Source organism: Ornithinibacillus sp. FSL M8-0202, from assembly GCF_037975285.1.
In the GTDB taxonomy this organism is placed as follows: domain Bacteria; phylum Bacillota; class Bacilli; order Bacillales; family Amphibacillaceae; genus Ornithinibacillus; species Ornithinibacillus massiliensis.
The window spans coordinates 3,449,175-3,471,152 of the sequence record NZ_CP150248.1; the positions used below are offsets into that span (position 1 = coordinate 3,449,175).

Genomic DNA, 21,978 nt, shown 5'->3' on the forward strand with positions numbered 1-21,978 from the left:
GAGGTAAACGAAATGGCTAGGAGAGAAATGGTTCGGGTGGAACGATTAAATAAATCATTTGGTGATTTACATGTATTGAAAGATGTTGATCTTACGGTAGAAGAAAGTGATGTTGTCGTATTAATTGGTGCCAGTGGCTCCGGTAAAAGCACATTGTTACGTTGCATCAATTTTCTTGAGTTAAAGGATGACGGCAAGATATTAGTGGAAGGGGTTCAGATTGAAAAAGATTCGCATGACTTAAATCATATTCGTCAACGGGTAGGGATGGTTTTTCAGCATTTTAATCTCTTTCCACATAAAACGGTATTAGAAAACATCATCGAGGCCCCAGTATTAGTTAAAAAACTTCCTAGGAAAACAGCAATAGAAGAGGCAAAAGTATTGCTTGATAAAGTAGGACTTGGTGATAAGTATGATGTCTATCCTTCAACATTATCAGGTGGACAGAAACAGCGTGTGGCAATTGCTCGATCCCTTGCAATGAAACCAGATGTGATGTTATTTGATGAACCAACCTCTGCATTAGACCCTGAGTTAGTGGGTGAAGTTCTCACAACGATGAAGGAGCTAGCGGATGAAGGAATGACCATGGTAGTTGTCACACACGAAATGGGCTTTGCTAGAGAAGTAGCGGACTGGGTCGTGTATATGCATGATGGAAAAATTGTAGAATACGGAAAACCAGATGAAATTTTTGAACAACCAAAGGAAGAACGAACGAGAGCATTCTTAAGTTCAACTATATAACAATAAAGGGTTCTCTTAGGAAAAGACCTAAGAAAACCCTTTTTATTTTTTCATTAGTAAGTATATCCCGATTACAACTAACACGATCGGCCAATAAACTTGTGCGAAATTCACTACATCATGTATCCAATTAAACCATGGTGGAATATTAACCGAAAAGATGAAAACACCAGATAGTAAAGTAAGAATAAGGCCCGGTAGTAAGCCTTTTTTTGTTTTGATATAACGAATCAAAAAGGCGATACCTATAATGAGAGGGTACATGGCCCAATGGTCAATCCAGAAGCTATAATGTCTAATTCCATGGAAATGTATTCCGAATCCTAATAAGAGCGTTCCGCTAAATAGTGAATTGTAATCCTTTACTTTGAAGCTATAGATTAGCATCGCAAGGCCAATAATAATTAGTATAGTCGGCCAAGAATAAAAGTCAGTAAAAATAGGCAACTTTAATTCTCTAAATAAAAAATATAAACCAATGCCAATTAGTAAGTAGGCTGTAAGGGTATTTTTATTTTTCATTTCCTCACCTTTCACGCATTTATATACTGTAAGTTGATTTCTTGATTCTTATAGTATGGTGTGTTAGAGTACATCTGAGTTTATCTTTATGATAGCATATATCTGTAAAACATACTTTCATAATCTGTTCACAAAACCAAAAAACGAAACGTTTGTACTGTGATATACTAGTTACAGTATGGAAATCTAGGTTGAATTTGAACCGCTATATTTTCGGAGGAGAGATACGGTGCATATTTTAAAAGTTGGTTTAAATTATAAAACAGCCCCTGTCGAAATTAGAGAAAAACTAACTTTCTCAGAAAACTCTCTTCAGGATGCTATGCAAGAATTAAAAACAAGAAAAAGTATATTAGAAAATGTTATCTTATCAACCTGTAATCGTACAGAGATCTATGCTGTAGTAGATCAACTACATACAGGGCGTTATTATATAAAGCAGTTTCTAGCTGAATGGTTTCATGTTGATAAAGAAGAGCTTTCCTCTTTTTTAAGAATAACAGAGGATGATGGGGCTTTAGAGCATTTATTTAGAGTTTCATCAGGACTTGATTCTATGGTGCTTGGGGAAACGCAAATACTTGGACAAGTTAAACAGGCATTCCTATCTTCACAAGAAGTAAAAGCTACAGGAACCATTTTTAACGAGTTATTTAAGCAGGCCATTACCTTTGCTAAACGAGCTCAAAAAGAAACGGCCATCGGTGAAAATGCCGTCTCGGTTAGCTATGCTGCTGTCGAATTAGCCAAGAAAATTTTTGGAACGCTGCAAGACAAACATGTCGTAATTGTTGGTGCTGGAGAGATGGGCGAACTTGCTGCTAAAAACTTACAAGGATCTGGTGCTACGAAAATAACGGTAGTAAACCGAACTTTGGAAAAGGCAAATATGCTAGCAGAACAGTTTCATGCACAAGCAGAACAGCTGGATAAATTAAGTGCAGTCTTAGAAAATACCGATATATTAATCAGTTCTACTGGATCAGATTCGTTTGTCATGACGCATGACATGATGGAACCAATTCAAAAGAAACGTAAAGGACGACCTTTATTTTTAGTAGATATTGCTGTTCCTAGAGATTTGGATCCTGAATTAGGAAAATTAGATAATGTATTTTTATATGATATTGATGATCTACAACATATCGTGGATGAGAATCTAGAAACACGTAAGAAAGCTGCAGAGCAAATTGAATTACAGCTAGAGAAAGAAATCATTACCTTTAAAGAATGGATGAAAACATTAGGTGTTGTTCCAGTAATTTCTGCATTAAGGAAAAAAGCACTCACCATTCAAGCAGAAACAATGAAAAGTATTGAGCGAAAGATGCCTGACTTAACGGACCGAGAGAAGAAGGTTTTAAGTAAGCATACGAAAAGTATTATTAATCAATTACTTAAGGATCCGATTACACAAGCAAAAGAACTAGCAGGATCAGATAATGCAAGTGAGGCGTTACAGCTATTTGTTGATATCTTTGGTATTGAAGAAGAAGTGAAAGAAGAGTTCGCCAAACAAGCAGTAAAAAATGATGAATTACTTCAATCATTAAAGAAAGAGATTCCATTAGCGAGTAAATTTGCGGAAGTAACGCAGTAAAGGGTTTGTCGTATGGTAGAGGTACGTTGGATCTATGAGGGAATACTATGTGTTTATGCATTAAGTCTGATATGTTATTTTATTGATTTTGTACAGCAAAACCGGAAGGCAAATGTATCTGCCTTCTGGTTACTTTGTATGGTTTGGCTCTTTCAAACCGTTTTTTTATTATCTACTGTTATAATAGAGAATCGTTTTCCTATTGCAACGTTAACCGATAGCTTATATTTTTACGCATGGGTATTAGTAACCTTTTCTGTACTAATGAATCGCTTATTTAAAACGTATTTCATGGTGTTTTTTATTAATTTATTTGGATTTTTTGTCTTACTGATGCATATATCGCTTGTCGCGAAAAACCAGGTGACAGAGAGTGGGATACAGCTTGTTGATGAAATATTAATTGCACATATTTCCTTGGCAATTATTTCATACGGTTTCTTTACCATTTCGTTTATATTCTCTCTTATGTATATTGTGCAATATCATTTCTTAAAAGAAAAGAAAGCGATAAAATGGGTATGGAAATTAGGGGACTTAAACCGATTAGAGCGTTATACGTTTCGTACGATCACCATTGGTGTCCCATTATTATTAATTGGAATTATTTTAGGATTTGCGTGGGCATATACCGAGGATGTTGAATTTTATTGGTTTGATTTAAAAACAATAGGGTCGATACTGGTTTTGGGTATCTATATCACGTATTTACTACTACGAGTTGTACGGCGAATGGCAGGAAAATCTCTTGCTACCTACAATGCTTTTGCATTCTTAATATTGATTATTAACTTCTTTTTATTTACTAGGCTCTCAAATTTTCACATTTAACTAGGAGGATTACTATGCGTAAAATAATCGTTGGATCAAGACAGAGCAACCTTGCCCTAACTCAGACGAATTGGGTGATTAATGAGCTGAAAAAGGCAGGAGTGGAGAACGAGTTTGAGGTTAAAAAGATTGTAACAAAAGGAGATAAAATCCTGGATGTCACACTGTCTAAAGTTGGTGGTAAAGGATTATTCGTCAAGGAAATTGAAAAAGCGCTATATGATAAGGAAATTGATTTTGCAGTTCATAGCATGAAAGATATGCCTGCTTCCTTACCAGAAGGCTTAATTATCTCCGCTATTCCAGTTAGGGAAGATCACCGGGATGCCCTTATATCGAAAAATCAAGTTCCATTAAGAGAGTTACCAGAAGGAGCAGTAGTTGGTACGAGTAGTCTTCGCCGTGCTGCGCAAATACTTGCTGAAAGACCGGATCTTGAAATTAAATGGATTCGTGGAAATATAGAAACGAGAATTCGTAAATTACAAGAAGAAGACTACGATGCCATTATCTTAGCTGTCTCCGGATTAAAGCGTGTCGGCTTAAATGAGGATCTGATTACAGAGTACTTAGAACCAGACGTTTGTGTGCCTGCGGTAGGTCAAGGGGCACTTGCTATTGAAAGCCGTGAAGATGACCAAGAATTAAATGATATACTAGCAAAAATAAATGATGCATATACCGTTAAAACCGTGACTGCTGAAAGGACTTATTTGAATTTATTAGAAGGTGGCTGCCAAATTCCAATCGGTGGATTCGCTCATTTAGAAAATGAAGATGTCGTCCTAAACGCCCTTGTTGGTACACCAGATGGTAAAACCATTCTTAAAGAAGTCGTACGAGGTACAGACCCGGTACAGGTTGGAAAAGAAGCGGCAGAGAAGTTGTTACAACTAGGAGCAAAAGATATTATTGAACGAGTAAAAGAGGAGTTAGATCAGTAATGCTTCCATTAGCAGGGAAGAACGTATTGGTTACAAGGGAAGCGAGTTTGGCAAAAAAATTTACCAATCAACTCCTTGATAATGGGGCTAACGTATATGAGGTACCTTTATTAAAGATTACCAGTAGAAGCGCAGTAGAAGTCGTTCAAAGACTGCAGAATATGGATACGTTAGAATGGATTTTTTTCACGAGTGTGAATGGTGTGGAATGTTTTTTTTCTATCCTAGAAGAAGCGCACCTAACATTGGATAATGTGAAATTTGCTGTTGTAGGAAAAAAAACGGCAACAGTTCTAGCTAACTATGGATATAAGCCCGATTTTGTCCCGTCTATTTACGATGGTGAAAATTTAGTAAAAGAGTTTTTAGAAAAATATCAGGAAATTAAACAAGTCTTATTAGTTCAAGGTAATAGATCTAGAGATGTTGTTGCGAAGGGTTTATCGAAGGCTGGTGTTCTACACCAATCCTTGGTCGTCTATGATACTAATTATAATTTTGCTGTTGAAACTAAATTAAGACAGGTGCTAGAGAACGTAGCATTTGATTTTATTACATTTACTAGCCCATCTACGGTCGAAGCTTTTACAACGTTTTCTACTAGGACGTTACCAGAGTATACGAAAACTGTTTGTATTGGAAGGACAACAGAAGCAAGGGCGAGACAGCTTGGCCTTAAGAATATTATTACTCCAGAAACCTATACGATTGAGTCTATGATCGAAGTAATGTGTAATGAATAAAAGAGAGGATTGAGATACATGAATTTTAATTCTGAATTTAAACGTCATCGCCGTTTACGGTCATCTAATTCGATGAGAGCAATGGTTAGAGAAACCCATCTCCATGTAGAAGATTTTATTTATCCAATGTTTGTTGTAGAAGGTAGTAATGTAAAAAATGAAGTACCTTCTATGCCAGGAGTCTATCAAGTATCCATGGATCTTCTATTAGATGAAGTGAAAGAGGTTGTCGAGCTTGGTATTAAATCAATCATTCTATTTGGTGTTCCAAATGATAAGGATGAAGTTGGTACAGGTGCTTTTATTGAAACTGGAATTGTCCAAGAGGCAACAAGATTGATAAAGCGCGCATATCCAGAAATTCTAATAGTTGCCGATACCTGTCTATGTGAATACACATCTCATGGCCATTGTGGAGTGATTCATGACCATGATGTAGATAATGATGAATCCTTACAATTACTTGCCCGAACTGCGGTATCGCAAGCGGAAGCTGGTGCTGACATTATTGCACCATCTAATATGATGGATGGATTTGTCAAAGTAATTAGACAAGCCTTAGATGAAGCAGGATTTACCAACATACCTATTATGTCCTATGCAGTGAAGTACGCTTCTGCCTTTTATGGTCCTTTCCGTGATGCAGCAGATAGTACACCACAATTTGGAGACCGTAAAACCTATCAAATGGATCCTGCCAACCGCCTAGAGGCATTAAGAGAAGCGGAATCGGATGTAGTAGAGGGTGCTGATTTCTTAATTGTAAAACCAGCACTATCCTACTTAGATATTGTTCGTGATGTCCGCAATCATTTTAACTTGCCAGTTGTTGCTTATAATGTAAGTGGCGAATATTCCATGGTAAAAGCAGCAGCTTTAAATGGTTGGATTGATGAAAAGAGTTTAGTAATGGAAAAATTAACGTCGATGAAACGTGCAGGTGCAGACTTAATTATTACCTATTTTGCTAAAGATGTGGCGAAGTGGTTGAAGGAAGAAAATTAAACGGGGTGGTTATGATGAAACAATTCAATCAATCAATTGATGCGTATCAAGAAGCGGTTAATTTGATGCCTGGTGGTGTTAACTCACCGGTTAGAGCATTTAAATCGGTAGGGATGGACCCAATTTTTATGGAAAGTGGAAAAGGGTCTAAAATCAAAGATATTGATGGCAATGAGTATATTGATTACGTGTTGAGTTGGGGACCGCTTATCTTAGGGCATGCAGATGAACGAGTTGTTAGTAAGTTACATGAAGTTATTGAAAATGGAACAAGCTTTGGTGCCCCTACGGTACTGGAGAATAAACTAGCAAAGTTAGTAATTGACCGAGTACCTTCTATTGAAGTAGTTCGTATGGTAAACTCTGGTACAGAGGCGACGATGAGCGCATTACGACTAGCTCGTGGATTTACTGGTAGAGATCTTATCTTAAAATTTGAGGGTAGCTACCATGGCCATGGTGACTCATTATTAATTAAAGCTGGGTCTGGTGTTGCTACTTTAGGTCTTCCAGACAGCCCAGGTGTACCGAAAACAATTGCCCAAAATACAATTACCGTTGCTTATAATGATCAAGAGGGTGTTCGTACTGCTTTTGAGAAATACGGTCATAACATTGCAGCAGTTATTGCGGAACCAGTATGTGGTAATATGGGTGTGGTTCCTCCTACTAATGAATTTTTACAATTCCTCAGAAAGATAACAGAAGATCATGGATCACTGTTAATTTTTGATGAGGTTATGACAGGCTTCCGTGTAGGTTACCATTGTGCACAGGGACATTTTGACGTGACACCGGATTTGACATGCCTAGGTAAAGTAATTGGTGGAGGCTTACCAGTTGGAGCCTATGGTGGTAAGCGCGAAATTATGCAACAAGTAGCACCTGCAGGGCCGATATATCAAGCAGGAACATTATCTGGGAACCCATTAGCAATGACTGCAGGATATGAAACGCTAAGTGCTTTAACGAAAGAATCTTATGAAGAAATGAATAAAAAAGTAGATTTATTAGTAGAAGGCTATCAGCAAGCTGCGAATGATTATCATATTCCATTACAGATAAATCGAGCAGGATCGATGGTCGGCGTTTTCTTTGCAGAAGAACCAGTGACTAGCTTTGCTACTGCATCCAAATCGAATCTAGATCATTTTAATCAGTATTATCGAATTATGATAGAAGAAGGTGTCTTCTTACCACCATCACAATTCGAAGGTTTATTCTTATCTACAGCACATACAGAAGAAGATATCCAAAAAACAATTCAAGCAGCTAGAAAAGCATTTTCACAGCTTGCATAACCAATCTAAAAAAACGAACTAATGCATTCTGATAACAAGAATGGCAGATTAGTTCGTTTTTTTTATGTATCTCCTAGCCTTTCCCGATAGCCCACCTAGTTAATCTATAACCCACTCCATATACACAAATCAAAAAATGTTTTTCCATTAAGAGATTTCCTCTACTTAGCATATCCTAAGGTCTTGGCTCATATAGATAATTAAGAGATAAGGCATATGGAATGTATGTTTTGAAGGGAGGAAACCACTTGGTAAACGAACAGAATGTATTTCGTTTTGACTTGAATGAGTCATTGTACTTTGAAAAGGGTCAGGAAGTTGCAGAAATAATGGGGATTTCCTTGGAACCGGAGATTTCTATACAAGAATTTGCTGATTTTATTTCCATTAGAGGTGTAATTGAATTACAAGGTTCTTATCAGAAAGCGCAAACCATAGGTGAAAGCACGGAGTCTTACCTAGACGGGTATGATTCAAAGCGTTATATGGAAAGGGTAACGGACGCCGAGCATGGTGTAGCTGAATTTAGGCATCGTTTTCCAGTTGAAATCACTGTCCCAGCCTATCGAGTAGAAAATTTAGATGATGTCACTGTTTTTATCTCGGAGTTTGATTATGAATTACCAGAAACAGATCATTTGTATTTACGTTCCACTATTGAAATTCATGGTATACGTAATCAAGTAGAAGAAGAGGAGACAGAAACAGAAGTAGAAGCAGAAGTAGAAACAGTCGAAGCGCCTACCACAGAAGCACTTCCAGAAGAAGAACCTGCTCTAGCAAGAAATGAGGAAGAGTTTTTTGAGTTTGATGTAAAACATGAAGACGAATCTTCCACCTACATAGAAGATTCGCCAGAGCCACTTCCAACCTTGTCGCAAGAAGAAGTGAATGATCCTATTGAAGATGATAGATGGAAGTTCATGCAAAAAACCCAAACCTTTGAAGAATTCTTCAATAAAAACCAAGAGCCAGAAATAGAGGTGGAAGAGGAATTGCATGAACCATCATCCTCGGAGGAAGAGACTTATAGTCTGGATGATTCTGATGAAAGTAGGACTGAAAAAGCAGATTTGACCTATCTAGCGGATATGTTCCGAGGAGGAGAAGAACAATACGCCAAAGTAAGGCTATGCATTGTTCAGGAAAAAGATACATTAGAATCACTTGCTAAACGATATGAAACAACAACCCTTCATATACGTAATCAAAATCAATTAGAGGATGATGATATAACAGAAGGTCAATTACTATATATTCCTGTGAAAAATAAATGAACAACGGATATGAGGCTGGGACAAAACGAAAATAAAGGGAATAAAATATGAACCATCACCAAATTAGCCCCGGAAATATACGGAGACTCCTGTGGGAGGAAAGGCACGGCTTGAGACCCCGGAAGAGCTTTAGCTCTGAGGAGGCTCACCAGCCGCCCACGGAACGCGTAGTATATTTCCGGGGCGGATTTGATGCGCTAATTTTCATGTTCGGTTTATCCTATGTTATTGTCTAAAGCCTCATATTAATGGGATACATTATAGGTGGTGAAGCTCTTGGAGAATGTTCGGCGAATTCTAGAATCGTATCATGTCTTTCCTGTTGATATAGAAAAAGTAACCGAACGTCTATATCATATTCAAGGTAATAAACAGCAATATGCATTAAAGCGAAGTAATTTACAAGAAGAAAAAGTTCCATTATGGTTAGACATCTACCATACGGCACATGCCCAGAATATACAACATATCTTACCAGTATATGTAAACCAAAAAGGCAAACTATTTACGAAGGATGGAGAGGATATCTATTATTTAACCCCCTGGATCGAAACAAGTCATCAACATCCTTCTATTGGAAAAGTATATCAACACCTTGGGTATATTCATGCGAAAACGAGGAAAACACTACAGTTAAACGAGAAAGAACTGGAACAAGCACGGGAAAATTTTCTCGTCTATAAAAAACAAATAATGGAGCTAAGAAAGAAGCTACTAGCTCATGTAGAAAGTTTTGAATCGAAACATTTTATGTCACCGGTCGAATTATTAGTTTGTACACAGTACCGTGACCTTGTACAAGTCTTTTATATTGTAGAGAAGCGACTAGATCAATACCTAGAATCCCTTGAAGAATTAGCAGAGTGGCAAGTATGTCTCTGTCATGGAAATGTGCAAGATTCCCATGTTCTTCATGGGAATCAGATGTATTTCATTAACTGGGAGAAGGCAACTTATAACCACCCCATTGTAGATTTGACTTTAATATGGAAGCATAAAACCTTATACCATGATACAGAGGAAGGGCCTTTGTTGGAACAATTAAAGTTTTATACAGATGAAAACCAATTGGAAAATCACGAACTAACACTATTAGCGCTTTATTTACTGGATCCTTCAGATTATATAAGCGCCATCGATTCGTATGTGGAAGATAAATCTTCTAACAGCATGATGGAACTAGTAGTAAAGTTACAGCGATATCATCGTCAATTAATGTTTGGGATACGTTTTTCTATATTTGTGGAGGAGGAATTTGAAATGGTAACACTGGATGAAAGTAGCAGTGAGGATTAAATCCACTTCAAATAAAAAGCAATATAAATTCCTGCTAACAATAAAGTTAGTAAGACATCAAAAGTTGTTGGGAGAAAAATAGTTCGGATTAATTGGAAAATAAGTATCGGTAGTGTAATCTGTTCGGCAATAATTAAGCACTTTCTAGCCCATGGTGGTAATCGGTAACGATAATATCTTGCCATATGTCATCACCTCCATAAAGAATGCACCAAATACTTCTTTTTTTAATACTATATGTATAAACCAAGCTACTTCGTGCCATTATCTAAATAATAGTTGATTTTAGGATTAAAATTGGCTAAAATAAGAAAATAATCATATACGAAAGCATATGAGAGGGAAGAGTACAGAATAGTTACCTCAAAGAGAGGAAAACAGTGGTGAGAGTTTTCTAGGTAAACGTTTTGGAAGGTCGCCCTTGATGCAGCAGCTCTGAATTAGTAGTAGGAGCTTGCCGGTTCATAACCGATATCAAACAATGAGTGTACAGGAATATATTCCTGTAAACAAAGGTGGTACCACGGAAATCCAACCCTTTTCGTCCTTTATTTAGGATGGAAAGGGTTTTTTTATTCTAGGGTAAATCTTTGATTTCATTTTGATAAAGGCCTAATCATGATTGTTTTTTTAGTGGCTAGGAAATCACATTACCCTTAACTTTAAAGGAGGCTGATATTAATGGAAGAAAACAACACAACTCTACCATCGAAATACGACCCACAAGCAGTAGAGCAAGACCGCTATAAGTTCTGGCTAGATGGGAAATACTTTGAAGCAACTGGTGATCCAGAAAAAGAACCATTCTCTATCGTAATTCCACCGCCTAACGTGACAGGCCGCCTACACCTTGGTCATGCATGGGATACAACAATGCAAGATACCATTTCCCGTATGAAACGGATGCAAGGCTATGATGTACTATGGTTACCAGGTATGGATCATGCAGGGATTGCGACACAGGCGAAAGTAGAAGCACGACTGAAAGAAGAAGGCACAAACCGTTATGAGCTTGGTCGAGAAAAATTCCTACAAAAAGCTTGGGATTGGAAGGAAGAATACGCGTCCTTTATAAGATCTCAGTGGGAAAAATTAGGTCTAGGGTTAGATTATTCAAGAGAACGCTTTACACTCGATGAAGGCTTATCAGAAGCTGTTAAGGAAGTGTTTGTAAAGCTATATGAAAAAGGACTAATTTACCGTGGTAAATACATCATTAACTGGGATCCAGAAACAAAAACGGCTCTATCAGACATTGAAGTTATTTATAAAGAAGTAAACGGCAATTTCTATCATATGAAATATCCAATTAAAGATAGTGATGAAACAATTGAAATTGCGACAACAAGACCAGAAACGATGCTTGGTGATACTGCGGTTGCTGTAAACCCGAAAGATGAACGCTATCAACACCTAATTGGTAAAACAGTAGTTCTACCGATTGTTGGCCGTGAAATCCAGATTATTGCTGATGAATATGTTGATATGGAATTTGGGTCTGGTGCAGTTAAAATTACCCCAGCTCATGATCCTAATGATTTTGAAATAGGAAATCGTCATAATCTTGAGCGTGTGCTCGTCATGAATGAAGATGGCACCATGAATGAAAATGCAGGCAAATATGAAGGCATGGACCGTTTTGAATGTCGTAAGCAAATTGTTAAAGACCTACAGGATATGGGTGTCCTTTTCAAAATCGAAGAACATGTTCATCAAGTCGGACATTCAGAACGGAGTGGGGCAGTTGTTGAACCGTATTTATCTACACAATGGTTTGTAAAAATGCAGCCACTTGCTGATTCTGTATTAGAAATGCAAAATACTGAGGAACGAATTAACTTTGTTCCAGAACGCTTTGAACGAACATATTTAAACTGGATGGAAAATATTCGGGACTGGTGTATTAGTCGTCAATTATGGTGGGGACATCGTATTCCAGCATGGTATCATAAAGAAACAGGAGAATTATACGTTGGAAAAGAAGCGCCTAGTGATATAGAGAACTGGGAGCAAGATGAGGATGTATTAGACACATGGTTCTCCAGCGCATTATGGCCATTCTCTACAATGGGTTGGCCAAATGAAGAGGCTGAGGATTTCAAACGTTATTTCCCTACAGATGTTTTAATCACAGGTTATGATATTATCTTTTTCTGGGTGGCTCGTATGGCATTTCAATCGAAAGAGTTCACTGGAAAACGACCATTTAAAGATGTATTACTCCATGGGTTAATTCGTGATTCAGAAGGTAGAAAGTTCAGTAAGTCACTTGGGAATGGTGTAGATCCAATGGATGTCATCGAGAAATACGGTGCAGATTCACTACGTTATTTCTTATTAACAGGGACTTCACCAGGCCAGGATATGCGTTTCTATTGGGAAAAAGTAGAATCAACCTGGAATTTTGCTAATAAAATCTGGAATGCTTCTCGTTTCTCTCTAATGAATTTAGAAGGATTTACGTATGAAGATATTGATTTAACTGGTGAGTTATCTTTAGCAGATAAATGGATTCTAACACGATTAAATGAAACCATCGACCAAGTAACACGTAACACCGATAAGTATGAGTTTGGTGAAGCAGGAAGACATCTTCATAACTTTATCTGGGATGAATTGTGTGATTGGTATATTGAGATGGCTAAGCTTCCATTATATGGGGAAGATGACCAGGCGAAGAAGACGACACAGTCGGTATTAGCCTATGTGCTAGATCAGACTATGCGTCTACTACACCCATTCATGCCATTCATTACCGAAGAAATATGGCAGAAGCTACCACATCAAGGGGAATCCATTACGATTGCTGAATGGCCTAAGGTTCAGGAAGACTTCCATGATGAAAAGGCATCGGAAGAAATGAAGCGTCTTGTGTCGATTATTAAGGCAGTACGTAATATCCGTGCCGAAGTCGATACACCAATGTCGAAGCAAATTAGCCTGTTAATTCAAGCGAAGGATGAGGCAATCGTCAAAGAACTTGAACATAATCGTGGCTATCTAGAACGATTCTGTAACCCTAGCGAGCTTGTTATTGCATCTAAAGTAGATGCTCCTGAAAAAGCAATGACAGCAGTTATTACGGGCGCTGAAATCTTCTTACCATTAGAAGGGCTTATTGATTTCGATAAAGAGATTGCCCGATTAGAGAAAGAACTAGAAAAGTGGAATAAAGAAGTGGAACGTGTTCAGAAGAAGCTTTCCAATCAAGGCTTTGTCGCTAAGGCACCAGCGGCGGTTGTGGAAGAAGAGAAGAAAAAGGAACAGGATTATTTAGAGAAACAAGCAGTAGTACAGGCGCGATTAGCTGAATTAAAATCATAATAAACAAACAGGGTTCTTAGAAAAATCTAAGAACCCTGTTTTAATTGTTGTTTTATATAGGTAATATATTTTTCTAGTATATTTATGTTACTAACCGTACTAAGGGTCCTCGAGCCGACAACATCTTCTATTTCATTAAACAGAAGCTCCCCGCTCTGACCTATTAAGAAATCAATTCCGACCATACCGAAATCAAAATGATCGATAATTTTCATGATAAGCGCTTTTTCTACTTCGTTTAATTGGTATAAGCTTGCCGAACCACCTAGTGTAAAGTTAGCTCGAAAATCTGTATTGCTTTCCCTTAAAACAGCTCCTACAATTTCCTTATCGACAACAAAGACTCTTAGATCCTTTCCAAGTTGTACATCCGTTGATTGGATCACGTAATCGATCGGTTTCCGTATGGTTAAAAATACGTCCCATTCTGCTTTTTCTTGAATAAAATACACTTGTTTGCCACCTCTACCAGTCGCCTCTTTTATCACAAATGGCAGTGGGAAAGGGGGTTCCTTCGTAATATTTTTACCATTTAGAAAGACTGTATCTACCATCGGGATACCAAGACGGGAAACTTCTAAATAGGTTTTCGCTTTATGATTACTGATTTCCGAAACGTAGGAGGAGTTAAATACGTGTACATTGAACTGTTCTAGTTGCTTATTAAGCAGCGGTTCAACGGTTCGAATTACTGCGAATTCAGGTATTTCAGTTTTACGGCCATCTAATAGAAGGGCATACTCATTTTGCAATATTCCTATTTGAAGCTTCTCCCTTAAGATTAATCGTAATGTCAATCCTTGCTTATCTGCTTCATCGATAAACCAATCAATGTACGCTTTGTTCGCTACTGCATCTTCTTCACTATATAGTAACCAGCCATTAGCCACGCGAATCCCTCAACTTTTTTAGTATATGCTTTACTATATCGTTTGCTGCATTAATCCCTGTACAATCATAGAGATTCCGAATGTGTGCGTTGGAATTTATTTCACAAATGATATAATCATCATTCTCACCAAATAATAAATCAACACCACTAAAGTCTGCTCCAATTGCTTTTGATGCAGAGATGGCAATTTCCTTGGCCTTTTCGGATGGTTCATAAGCTTCCATCATGCCACCACTAGTAATGTTAGCTCGAAAATCTTCGGCAGAAAATCGCTTCATCGCAGCAACGACTCTATCTCCAACCACTTGTAGTCTTAGGTCCCGACCTTTACTTGACTGTATAAACGCTTGAAACATAAAGGCTTTTCCATAAAGTTCTTTCACCTTTTCTTCCAGCTCGTCCTTTGTATGGATAAGATAAACCTGTTCACCAAATGAGCCAAACGCTTCCTTCACAATCATAGGTAGACCTAATTGATTGATAACATGGTCTAGGTTCGGAAGAAGTTTTTCCTCGCGATTTGTATACACTTTCGGTGCAATAATAGTCTTTGGAATTGGTAGGTTATGATTAGCTAATACTTGGTAAGTGGCGATCTTATCATCACTTGTTTCAATTACCTCTGAACGATTAAACACAGGTATACCAAGTAATTCCAGTTGCCTTGCTAAATAGATATCCTTATCCGTAAAAATAACAAAATCGGGTACTTCATATTCTGTTAGAAGCTCTAGACTATTAGTACCTAATGATGATAATAAATCATTATTTTTCATGATATATGTTTTCGTGTTTTGCTCCTTAGCTGCTTCGTGTAGCATTTGGGCAAAGTCTAAAAATTTATTTCCAGGTAAATTACCATTATAAATAATCCAACCAATTTTATTCAATGTTCGATTTCCTTTCTTCCTATGCTATACTAATTTCTAATTGATAGATAAGATGGTGATTGTATGTTTCATAGTATTGAACAAATAGAAGCATTTATTGCTGAACGTAGAACCCTAGGTATAAAACCGGGTCTTGATCGAATGGTGGCGTTATTAGAATCCCAACAGAATCCCCAGCAAAAAATAAAAGCTATCCATATTGCTGGTACAAATGGGAAAGGGTCAACTTTAACCTATTTAAAAGCAGCATTAATAGAAAATAACTATCGTGTCGGAATTTTTACTTCACCGAGCTTGACAGGGCTAACTGGTCATATATTCATTAATGATCTTCCCATCCCGGATGATCGGTTTATAACGCTATTTAACCAGTTACTGCCATCCATAAAAGAATTAGATTTAGTAGAAATGCACGCCACGGAATTTGAGATTATCACTACGATAGCCTATATGTACTTTAGTGAAACGGTTGATATTGCAATTATCGAGGCTGGTATGGGGGGAAGGGAAGATTCCACCAATTGTATCCAACCTATCCTGTCTATTATAACAAATATCGCGATGGACCATGCTACCTTTTTAGGCGATACACTGGAGGAAATTGCCTTTCATAAAGCAGGCATTATAAAAGGTCATACACCTGTCGTTATAGGGGCGGTCGAGGAGAGTTGTATGCCGATATTGGAAAAAGAAGCAAGGAAGAAATATGCCAATATGTATAAATTAAATCGAGACTTCTTTTACAAAAGGACATTTATAGACGAAAATCGGCAGTTTTTTGAATGGTGTTATCAAGGAACAAAGCTAGAAATGGAAATACAAATGAAAGGGAAACACCAAATTATCAATGCGGCAACAGCTCTCATGGCATTAGTAATGATTGAAAAAAGTGGCATAGGCTTAAATTGGGACAGCGTATATCAAGGCATCAAAACAGCCCATCTACCAGGTCGGTTTGAAAAAATTCACGATAATCCTATTGTGATTTTAGATGGGGCACATAATCCAAAGGGGATGGAGGCATTTCTTCATACGGTGAATGATCTATACCGAACGAAGCGGAAGAATCTTATATTTGCTGGATTTAAGGATAAGGAATTAAAGAAAATGCTTCAACAGGTTTTGCCGTATTTTGATACCATTATGGTGACTTCCTTTGACCATCCTCGTGCGGAAACTGCTGAGAATCTATTGGAGATGGTACCAGTAGAAAAAGTACGCCAAATAAAGTGGCAGGAAGAATGGAAAGAGATAGGAGAACGTGATGAGATGTATTTCTTTGCTGGTTCCCTACATTTCATTGGGCTGATAAGAGCCTATGTAAAAAAGCAAACCTTGTAAACTTATTCCGGTTTATGTTGAAATAAACTGTTCCTTGTGTGACAAGATTCTCCTTACTTTTTAGTTTGCATATGCTAGAGTTGAACCAACGAATCTAGCAAAGTGGGGGAGCAGCAAATGTCAGCTAAAAAACAAGTAGTAGTAAGATTAGATGGTAAGGCGAAAAGGGAAAATACGAAGAAGTCAGGACATATCCAAGTCAATAAGGGTAACGTAAGGGAAGAGATAGCTGCTACTGAAGAAACTAGTCATAATCAAATTCATACCTTTGCTAGGAACTATGATACATCTAGCCTATCCAGTTCTAAGGCGAAGAAACAAACAACTTTTCATATGTTTAAGCCCATTATTATCGCAATTATTTCTGCCTTAATTATAGGTTCTATTATGGGGGTAGTTTTGTTAAATATTATCGTCAATTTTGACAATAATTGGAATGGTACTCCAGCTGTTGCTATGCCTATAGAAGGAGAAGAGAAAGGAAAGGATGATAATCAAGGTAATGCTTCTACCGGTGACACGTCACCTTATATGTTAGATTCCATGTTTGCCTTCGTGTTACAAGGTGGTGTTTTTTCATCTACTGCGAATGCCGAAGCAGAATCAGGGAAGTTTGTAGAGCAAGGATATGCCCCTGTCATTTGGGAAAAGGACAATCAATTTTATCTTCTCGTAACGATGGGACGCTCGAAAGAAGATTTACAAAGTGATATTAATTCCTTAAAAGAAAAAGGAATAGAAGTATATGCAAAGGATTGGCAGACTAGTGAAAAAGAGATAGTTTTAACGAAAGAAGAATATGACTGGATCGTCTCCTTCCAGGAACAATGGAATCTTTCCTTGGAGAATGGTATCTTGGAAAAGGAGACATGGAATGCGTTAATCGAACAGGCCCCAAAAGGATCTACTGAACTAAATAGCTTTGTTACACAAATGGAGGAACTGTTCACCTCAAATAATAATACGGAAATAGTTCTACTACACCTCTGGAATTCATTGGATAGTGTACTATCATCGGGGCAATAGTAGAAGAATAAAAATGCTAAAATAAGCTGATGAAATACGAAGCAGGGTGGAAAGTGTTTTTTCCGCTCTGCTTTTTTACTATTTTAAGGATCTACAGAAGGGAAAAATACTATCTTGTCTATTTGTAAGAGGTAGAATCTTGAGCTATTCTATTGCTAGACGAAAGGAGGAAATAGTTTGAAAGCTTCATCAATTATGATAAAGGATGTTCCTAAAGGGGATCGACCAAGGGAACGACTCTTAGCATTAGGAGCAAGTCACCTCTCCAATCAAGAATTAATAGCCATTTTATTAGGTAGTGGGACTAAAGAAGAGTCTGTTATGACCCTTGCTAATCGGTTACTCATGCATTTTGAAGGATTAAAGCTATTAAAAGATGCTACCATCGAGGAATTAACAGCAATTAAGGGGATTGGTAGTGCGAAAGGTGTTTTAATTTTATCTGCATTAGAGCTAGGTAAGCGACTAAGTCAATATAAACCAAATGAACGTTATGTCATACGTTCTCCAGAGGATGGTGCCGATTACATCATGGAAGAGATGCGACACCTTAATCAAGAGCATTTTGTTACCATCTTCTTGGATACGAAAAATCAAATTATTCATCGTCAGACCATCTTCATCGGGTCCTTAAATGCCTCTATAGTCCATCCTCGTGAAGTGTTTCGTGAGGCTGTGAAACGGTCTGCAGCTTCGATTATTGTAGCCCATAATCACCCCTCTGGAGATCCATTAACCATAGTATAATAAATAATAGTAGTTAAAGTAGTTCAGGAGGAGATGTTAAAGGGAGATTTTACTTTAAATAAAAATTAACAAGGTTTATAATTTGTAGTACTTAAAGTGTTTAAAGAGGGGGGCGCGTGTGAGGGTTCAAAGGATAGAAGTGGAGAATAAGCCGTATCCATTGTATTTATTACTAGATAAAGAATACCAGCTAATTGAACCAGTAATGAAATTTATTAAATACTTAGATAACACTGGTAAGTCTCCAAATACCATTAAAGCATACTGCTATCATTTAAAGTTGCTGTATGAGTTCATGGAACAGAGAGGCGTTATTCTTAATGATATTAACTTTGAGTTGTTAGCAGACTTCGTAGGTTGGTTGAGATATCCAACAGCAAATAATGTAATTGATCTTCAGTCAAAAGAAGCCATAAGAGAAGAAACGACAGTGAATACAATTTTAAATGCCGTTATGAGTTTTCTTGATTATTTAAGTAGATTAGGAGAATTTAAATCAATTGATGTATTTAAACAAGCAAAGGGAAGAAACTTCAAAGGATTTTTACATCATGTTAATAAGGGTAGATACCAAAAGAATGTCTTAAAGTTAAGGGTTAAAAAGAAACAGATAAGAACATTGACAGCAGAGGAAGTTAAGCAAATTATTGACGCTTGTCATACGAAAAGAGATAAGTTAATTTTAATGCTTATGTATGAGGGTGGTTTAAGAATCGGTGAAGTGTTATCGCTTAGGCTTGAAGATATTGCCACTTGGGACAATCAAATCCATTTAACACCTAGAGATGTTAATGTTAATGAAGCTTATATTAAATTAAGGAAGGAAAGAACAATACATGTGAGTAAAGAACTGATGTCACTTTATACAGATTACTTGGTATATGAGTATAGTGAGGAATTGGAGCATGACTATGTTTTTATTTCCTTAAAAGAAGGCTATTTTGGGAAACCACTAAAGTACCAAAGTGTTCTTGATCTAGTTAGAAGAATAGTTAAAAGGACTGGAATAGAATTTACATCGCATATGCTTCGCCACACTCACGCAACGCAGCTAATTAGGGAAGGATGGGATGTTGCGTTCGTTCAAAAGAGATTAGGTCACGCACATGTTCAGACAACGTTAAATACCTATGTTCATCTTTCAGATCAGGATATGAAAAATGAGTTTAATAAATACCTTGAGAGAAAGGAGCATAAGAAATGAATGCTTCTAGTAAAAGGAAAATTATCAGTCAGAGTGAGATCAGCAAAAAAATAGCTGTAATGAATGAAGAAATGCAAGGGTTTTGGGCTAATAATAGTTGGGATATAAGAAAATGTCCACATCCTTCTGCCATAGAATTAAGTAAGAATCCTGCTTTAAGAAATCGTTGGGTTCGTTTTGAACGTGTTAAAAATCTGTGGTTAAGAACAGAATTGAAATATTTTTATTTTTACCATTTAAACAATGGAATATGGAATGCAAAAACTGTCTGGATTAGAAAAGGAACAGTAATTAATAAAATGTTGGATTTTTTAGATTTAAAGTATCCCAGCATTACTTCAATTACTGAAGTTCCTATTGATAAAGCAATGACGGAGTATAGAACATATTTGACAAAACAGGGTGTTAGAATTACCACCACTAATTATAAGATTACTGCTAATCAAGAAAAAACACCTGTAAAAGCTAATTCTTACTATGTTACTAATCTAAAACAATTTATGGAGTTTTATGAGGATTTTTATTTTGATGGAGAGGAGTGGGATAAAGACGTTTGGGATAGACGAAACTTACCTTTGCCAGATGATAAGGTTAACCCAACACAATATGAATATACAATTAACTTTAAAGGGTTTCGGAATACATATTTTAAACAGCTTGTAAAAAGATATTGTAAGTTAAGATTGAACATGGATAGCTTTTCCTATGTAAGTGATATTGCCCAAAAACTTAAAGAGTTCTTTAATTTTCTGGACATAAAGTTTAAACACGTTCAGAGAGTACACCAATTAACGAGAGTGGAAATTGAAGCATATTTAAGTGAACTAAACATGATGGGGATAAAACCTAGTACAATAACTGGGAGGATCTCTATATTGGAAGGACTATTTAGTACCCTTCATAGGCTAGAATGGGATGATATTCCTTCCAAAATATTAATTTATCCCGAGGACTATCCGAAAATACCAAGAGCAAAACCTCGCTTTATAGACGAATTCGTTCTAGAGCAATTGAACAGTCATCTTGATAAATTACCCGAATATATAGCTACGATGACTATGATTGTTCAAGAATGTGGAATGAGGATAAGTGAATTGTGCACCTTGAAAAAAGGCTGTCTATTAGAGGACAAAGATGGAGATTACTTTTTAAAGTATTATCAATGGAAAATGAAAAAGGAGCATATAGTTCCAATATCTAAAGAGGTAGCTTTACTTATTAAAGTTCGGGAAGATAAAGTTTCAGAGGAATTTCCAGATAGTGAATACCTCTTTTCAAGAAAAGATGGATCGCCATTAAAACAAGAAACATTTAGAGGCGAGTTAAATAAATTAGCTTATGAGCAAAATATAGTGGATAAATCAGGCGAGATTTATAGATTCCATGCCCATGCCTTTCGCCATACAGTAGGAACAAGAATGATTAACAACGGGGTGCCCCAGCATATTGTGCAGAAATTTTTGGGACATGAAAGCCCAGAAATGACAAGCAGATACGCTCATATCTTTGATGAAACTCTAAAAAATGAATTTACTAAATTTCAAGAAAAACTGGTTACCAATAATGGAGATGTGCTCAATCTAGATGATGATAGTGAAGTCGATGATGTAGAGCTTCAATGGTTCAAGAAAAATATAAATGCACAAGTGCTTCCAAATGGTTATTGTAGATTGCCAGTAATAGCAGGTGGTTGTCCACATGCGAATGCATGCTTAGATTGCACTCACTTCTGTACCAGTAAGCAATTCTTACCACAGCACGAAGAACAGTTAGAGCGTACAGAAGAGTTATTAACCATAGCAAAGGATAAACAATGGCAAAGACAAATAGAGACTAATAGCCGTGTTAAAGAGCGTTTAGAACAAATCATTGGAAGTTTGACGGGGTAATTATCAATGGATAAACAAGTTAGAAATACAACAGAAATTGTACGTTTGGCGAAGCAGAAATCACAAAAGACAAGGGAAAAAGTAGACAAAGCGATTTCTAAATTTTCGATTGAAGGTAAAGCTATTAATTTTAATTCAATAGCAAAGGAAGCTAATGTTTCTAAATCATGGCTTTATAAGGAACACGATATTAGGCAAAGAATCGAATCCCTTCGTGAGCGTCAAATAACATCAAATGTAGTCTCAAAACCCAAGAAAAGTTCTCGTTCGGAGGAAATCCTTATTAAAACCTTAAAAAGAAGAGTTATGGAATTAGAAAAAGAAAATAAAAAATTACAGAACCAAATTCAAAAATTATATGGAGATCTGTATAATAAAGAGTAGTTTTAATTATTA

20 protein-coding genes and 1 other annotated feature are annotated in these 21,978 nt (G+C 36.9%); of the genes, 16 read left to right on the forward strand and 4 right to left on the reverse strand.

All coding sequences use genetic code 11. The annotated features are described in order from the left end of the window. The first annotated feature begins 12 nt into the window (after positions 1-12). Positions 13-750 (forward strand): amino acid ABC transporter ATP-binding protein, encoded by a 738-nt coding sequence (locus MKY78_RS17360; RefSeq protein ID WP_339214466.1) that lies wholly within the window; start codon positions 13-15, stop codon positions 748-750. 42 nt (positions 751-792) lie between these two features. Here the strand turns inward: MKY78_RS17360 and MKY78_RS17365 are convergent, their stop codons facing one another. After that, complete coding sequence (locus tag MKY78_RS17365; RefSeq protein ID WP_339214468.1) at positions 793-1,272, reverse strand: DUF5668 domain-containing protein; 480 nt, start codon at positions 1,270-1,272, stop codon at positions 793-795. A 229-nt stretch (positions 1,273-1,501) separates the two neighbouring features. Between MKY78_RS17365 and hemA the strand changes: the two genes are divergently transcribed. The 8 genes from hemA to MKY78_RS17405 all read left to right on the forward strand — a co-directional run bounded on the left by hemA (position 1,502) and on the right by MKY78_RS17405 (position 10,269). After that, positions 1,502-2,872 (forward strand): glutamyl-tRNA reductase, encoded by a 1,371-nt coding sequence (gene hemA, locus MKY78_RS17370; RefSeq protein WP_339214470.1) that lies wholly within the window; start codon positions 1,502-1,504, stop codon positions 2,870-2,872. 12 nt (positions 2,873-2,884) lie between these two features. Continuing rightward, the gene (ccsA, locus tag MKY78_RS17375; protein WP_339214472.1) at positions 2,885-3,703 is read left to right on the forward strand and encodes a cytochrome c biogenesis protein CcsA; all 819 of its coding nucleotides are present in this window, start codon (positions 2,885-2,887) and stop codon (positions 3,701-3,703) included. Between the two features lie 14 nt (positions 3,704-3,717). After that, positions 3,718-4,647, forward strand: a complete 930-nt coding sequence (hemC, locus tag MKY78_RS17380; protein ID WP_339214474.1) for a hydroxymethylbilane synthase — start codon at positions 3,718-3,720, stop codon at positions 4,645-4,647. Next, positions 4,647-5,390, forward strand: coding sequence for a uroporphyrinogen-III synthase (locus tag MKY78_RS17385; protein ID WP_339214475.1), 744 nt, complete (start codon positions 4,647-4,649; stop codon positions 5,388-5,390). Before hemC ends, MKY78_RS17385 begins: the two co-directional genes overlap by 1 nt. 18 nt (positions 5,391-5,408) lie before the next feature. Continuing rightward, a complete protein-coding gene (hemB, locus tag MKY78_RS17390; RefSeq protein ID WP_339214478.1) occupies positions 5,409-6,395 on the forward strand; it encodes a porphobilinogen synthase in 987 nt (328 codons plus the stop codon). 14 nt (positions 6,396-6,409) lie between these two features. Beyond that, positions 6,410-7,696, forward strand: a complete 1,287-nt coding sequence (gene hemL / locus MKY78_RS17395) for a glutamate-1-semialdehyde 2,1-aminomutase (RefSeq protein ID WP_339217952.1) — start codon at positions 6,410-6,412, stop codon at positions 7,694-7,696. 248 nt (positions 7,697-7,944) lie between these two features. Continuing rightward, positions 7,945-8,973, forward strand: a complete 1,029-nt coding sequence (gene spoVID / locus MKY78_RS17400) for a stage VI sporulation protein D (RefSeq protein ID WP_339214480.1) — start codon at positions 7,945-7,947, stop codon at positions 8,971-8,973. 276 nt (positions 8,974-9,249) lie between these two features. Beyond that, positions 9,250-10,269 (forward strand): phosphotransferase, encoded by a 1,020-nt coding sequence (locus MKY78_RS17405; RefSeq protein WP_339214481.1) that lies wholly within the window; start codon positions 9,250-9,252, stop codon positions 10,267-10,269. Here MKY78_RS17405 and MKY78_RS17410 read toward each other — a convergent pair. Next, complete coding sequence (locus MKY78_RS17410; protein WP_186870280.1) at positions 10,266-10,454, reverse strand: hypothetical protein; 189 nt, start codon at positions 10,452-10,454, stop codon at positions 10,266-10,268. The two genes, MKY78_RS17405 and MKY78_RS17410, sit on opposite strands and share 4 nt — an antisense overlap. A 139-nt stretch (positions 10,455-10,593) precedes the next feature. Further along, positions 10,594-10,821: a binding site (T-box leader), on the forward strand. Between the two features lie 129 nt (positions 10,822-10,950). Here MKY78_RS17410 and MKY78_RS17415 point away from each other — a divergent pair. After that, positions 10,951-13,593 (forward strand): valine--tRNA ligase, encoded by a 2,643-nt coding sequence (locus tag MKY78_RS17415; RefSeq protein WP_339214483.1) that lies wholly within the window; start codon positions 10,951-10,953, stop codon positions 13,591-13,593. 26 nt (positions 13,594-13,619) lie between these two features. Here MKY78_RS17415 and MKY78_RS17420 read toward each other — a convergent pair whose 3' ends face one another. After that, entirely contained in the window at positions 13,620-14,483 is an 864-nt protein-coding gene (locus tag MKY78_RS17420; RefSeq protein WP_339214485.1) for a hypothetical protein, read from the reverse strand. Then, positions 14,476-15,375 carry a RimK family alpha-L-glutamate ligase gene (locus MKY78_RS17425; protein ID WP_339214487.1) on the reverse strand — a complete coding sequence of 300 codons (900 nt, stop codon included), beginning with the start codon at positions 15,373-15,375 and terminating at the stop codon, positions 14,476-14,478. Before MKY78_RS17425 ends, MKY78_RS17420 begins: the two co-directional genes overlap by 8 nt. A 63-nt stretch (positions 15,376-15,438) precedes the next feature. Here MKY78_RS17425 and MKY78_RS17430 point away from each other — a divergent pair, with 63 nt between their 5' ends. The 6 genes from MKY78_RS17430 (at position 15,439) to MKY78_RS17455 (ending at position 21,966) form a co-directional block, all read left to right on the forward strand. Continuing rightward, complete coding sequence (locus MKY78_RS17430) at positions 15,439-16,716, forward strand: folylpolyglutamate synthase/dihydrofolate synthase family protein (RefSeq protein WP_339214489.1); 1,278 nt, start codon at positions 15,439-15,441, stop codon at positions 16,714-16,716. 117 nt (positions 16,717-16,833) lie between these two features. Beyond that, positions 16,834-17,742, forward strand: coding sequence for an SPOR domain-containing protein (locus tag MKY78_RS17435; protein ID WP_339214491.1), 909 nt, complete (start codon positions 16,834-16,836; stop codon positions 17,740-17,742). Between the two features lie 177 nt (positions 17,743-17,919). Then, complete coding sequence (gene radC / locus MKY78_RS17440; RefSeq protein ID WP_339214492.1) at positions 17,920-18,489, forward strand: DNA repair protein RadC; 570 nt, start codon at positions 17,920-17,922, stop codon at positions 18,487-18,489. 118 nt (positions 18,490-18,607) lie between these two features. Then, positions 18,608-19,693, forward strand: a complete 1,086-nt coding sequence (locus MKY78_RS17445) for a tyrosine-type recombinase/integrase (protein WP_031775850.1) — start codon at positions 18,608-18,610, stop codon at positions 19,691-19,693. Further along, the gene (locus tag MKY78_RS17450; RefSeq protein ID WP_339214495.1) at positions 19,690-21,582 is read left to right on the forward strand and encodes a site-specific integrase; all 1,893 of its coding nucleotides are present in this window, start codon (positions 19,690-19,692) and stop codon (positions 21,580-21,582) included. Before MKY78_RS17445 ends, MKY78_RS17450 begins: the two co-directional genes overlap by 4 nt. A gap of 6 nt (positions 21,583-21,588) precedes the next feature. Further along, positions 21,589-21,966: a DUF6262 family protein gene (locus MKY78_RS17455; protein ID WP_020977319.1), complete on the forward strand. Its 378-nt coding sequence runs from the start codon at positions 21,589-21,591 to the stop codon at positions 21,964-21,966. Positions 21,967-21,978: the final 12 nt, after the last annotated feature.

Excerpts from the sequence above, each read along its gene's own strand:
- MKY78_RS17360 (WP_339214466.1), top strand. The coding sequence starts at position 13 with ATGGCTAGGAGAGAAATGGTTCGGGTGGAACGATTAAATAAATCATTT.
- MKY78_RS17365 (WP_339214468.1), bottom strand. The coding sequence starts at position 1,272 with ATGAAAAATAAAAATACCCTTACAGCCTACTTACTAATTGGCATTGGT.
- ccsA (WP_339214472.1), top strand. The coding sequence starts at position 2,885 with ATGGTAGAGGTACGTTGGATCTATGAGGGAATACTATGTGTTTATGCA.
- hemC (WP_339214474.1), top strand. The coding sequence starts at position 3,718 with ATGCGTAAAATAATCGTTGGATCAAGACAGAGCAACCTTGCCCTAACT.
- MKY78_RS17385 (WP_339214475.1), top strand. The coding sequence starts at position 4,647 with ATGCTTCCATTAGCAGGGAAGAACGTATTGGTTACAAGGGAAGCGAGT.
- hemB (WP_339214478.1), top strand. The coding sequence starts at position 5,409 with ATGAATTTTAATTCTGAATTTAAACGTCATCGCCGTTTACGGTCATCT.
- hemL (WP_339217952.1), top strand. The coding sequence starts at position 6,410 with ATGAAACAATTCAATCAATCAATTGATGCGTATCAAGAAGCGGTTAAT.
- MKY78_RS17410 (WP_186870280.1), bottom strand. The coding sequence starts at position 10,454 with ATGGCAAGATATTATCGTTACCGATTACCACCATGGGCTAGAAAGTGC.
- MKY78_RS17415 (WP_339214483.1), top strand. The coding sequence starts at position 10,951 with ATGGAAGAAAACAACACAACTCTACCATCGAAATACGACCCACAAGCA.
- MKY78_RS17430 (WP_339214489.1), top strand. The coding sequence starts at position 15,439 with ATGTTTCATAGTATTGAACAAATAGAAGCATTTATTGCTGAACGTAGA.
- MKY78_RS17435 (WP_339214491.1), top strand. The coding sequence starts at position 16,834 with ATGTCAGCTAAAAAACAAGTAGTAGTAAGATTAGATGGTAAGGCGAAA.
- MKY78_RS17450 (WP_339214495.1), top strand. The coding sequence starts at position 19,690 with ATGAATGCTTCTAGTAAAAGGAAAATTATCAGTCAGAGTGAGATCAGC.
- MKY78_RS17455 (WP_020977319.1), top strand. The coding sequence starts at position 21,589 with ATGGATAAACAAGTTAGAAATACAACAGAAATTGTACGTTTGGCGAAG.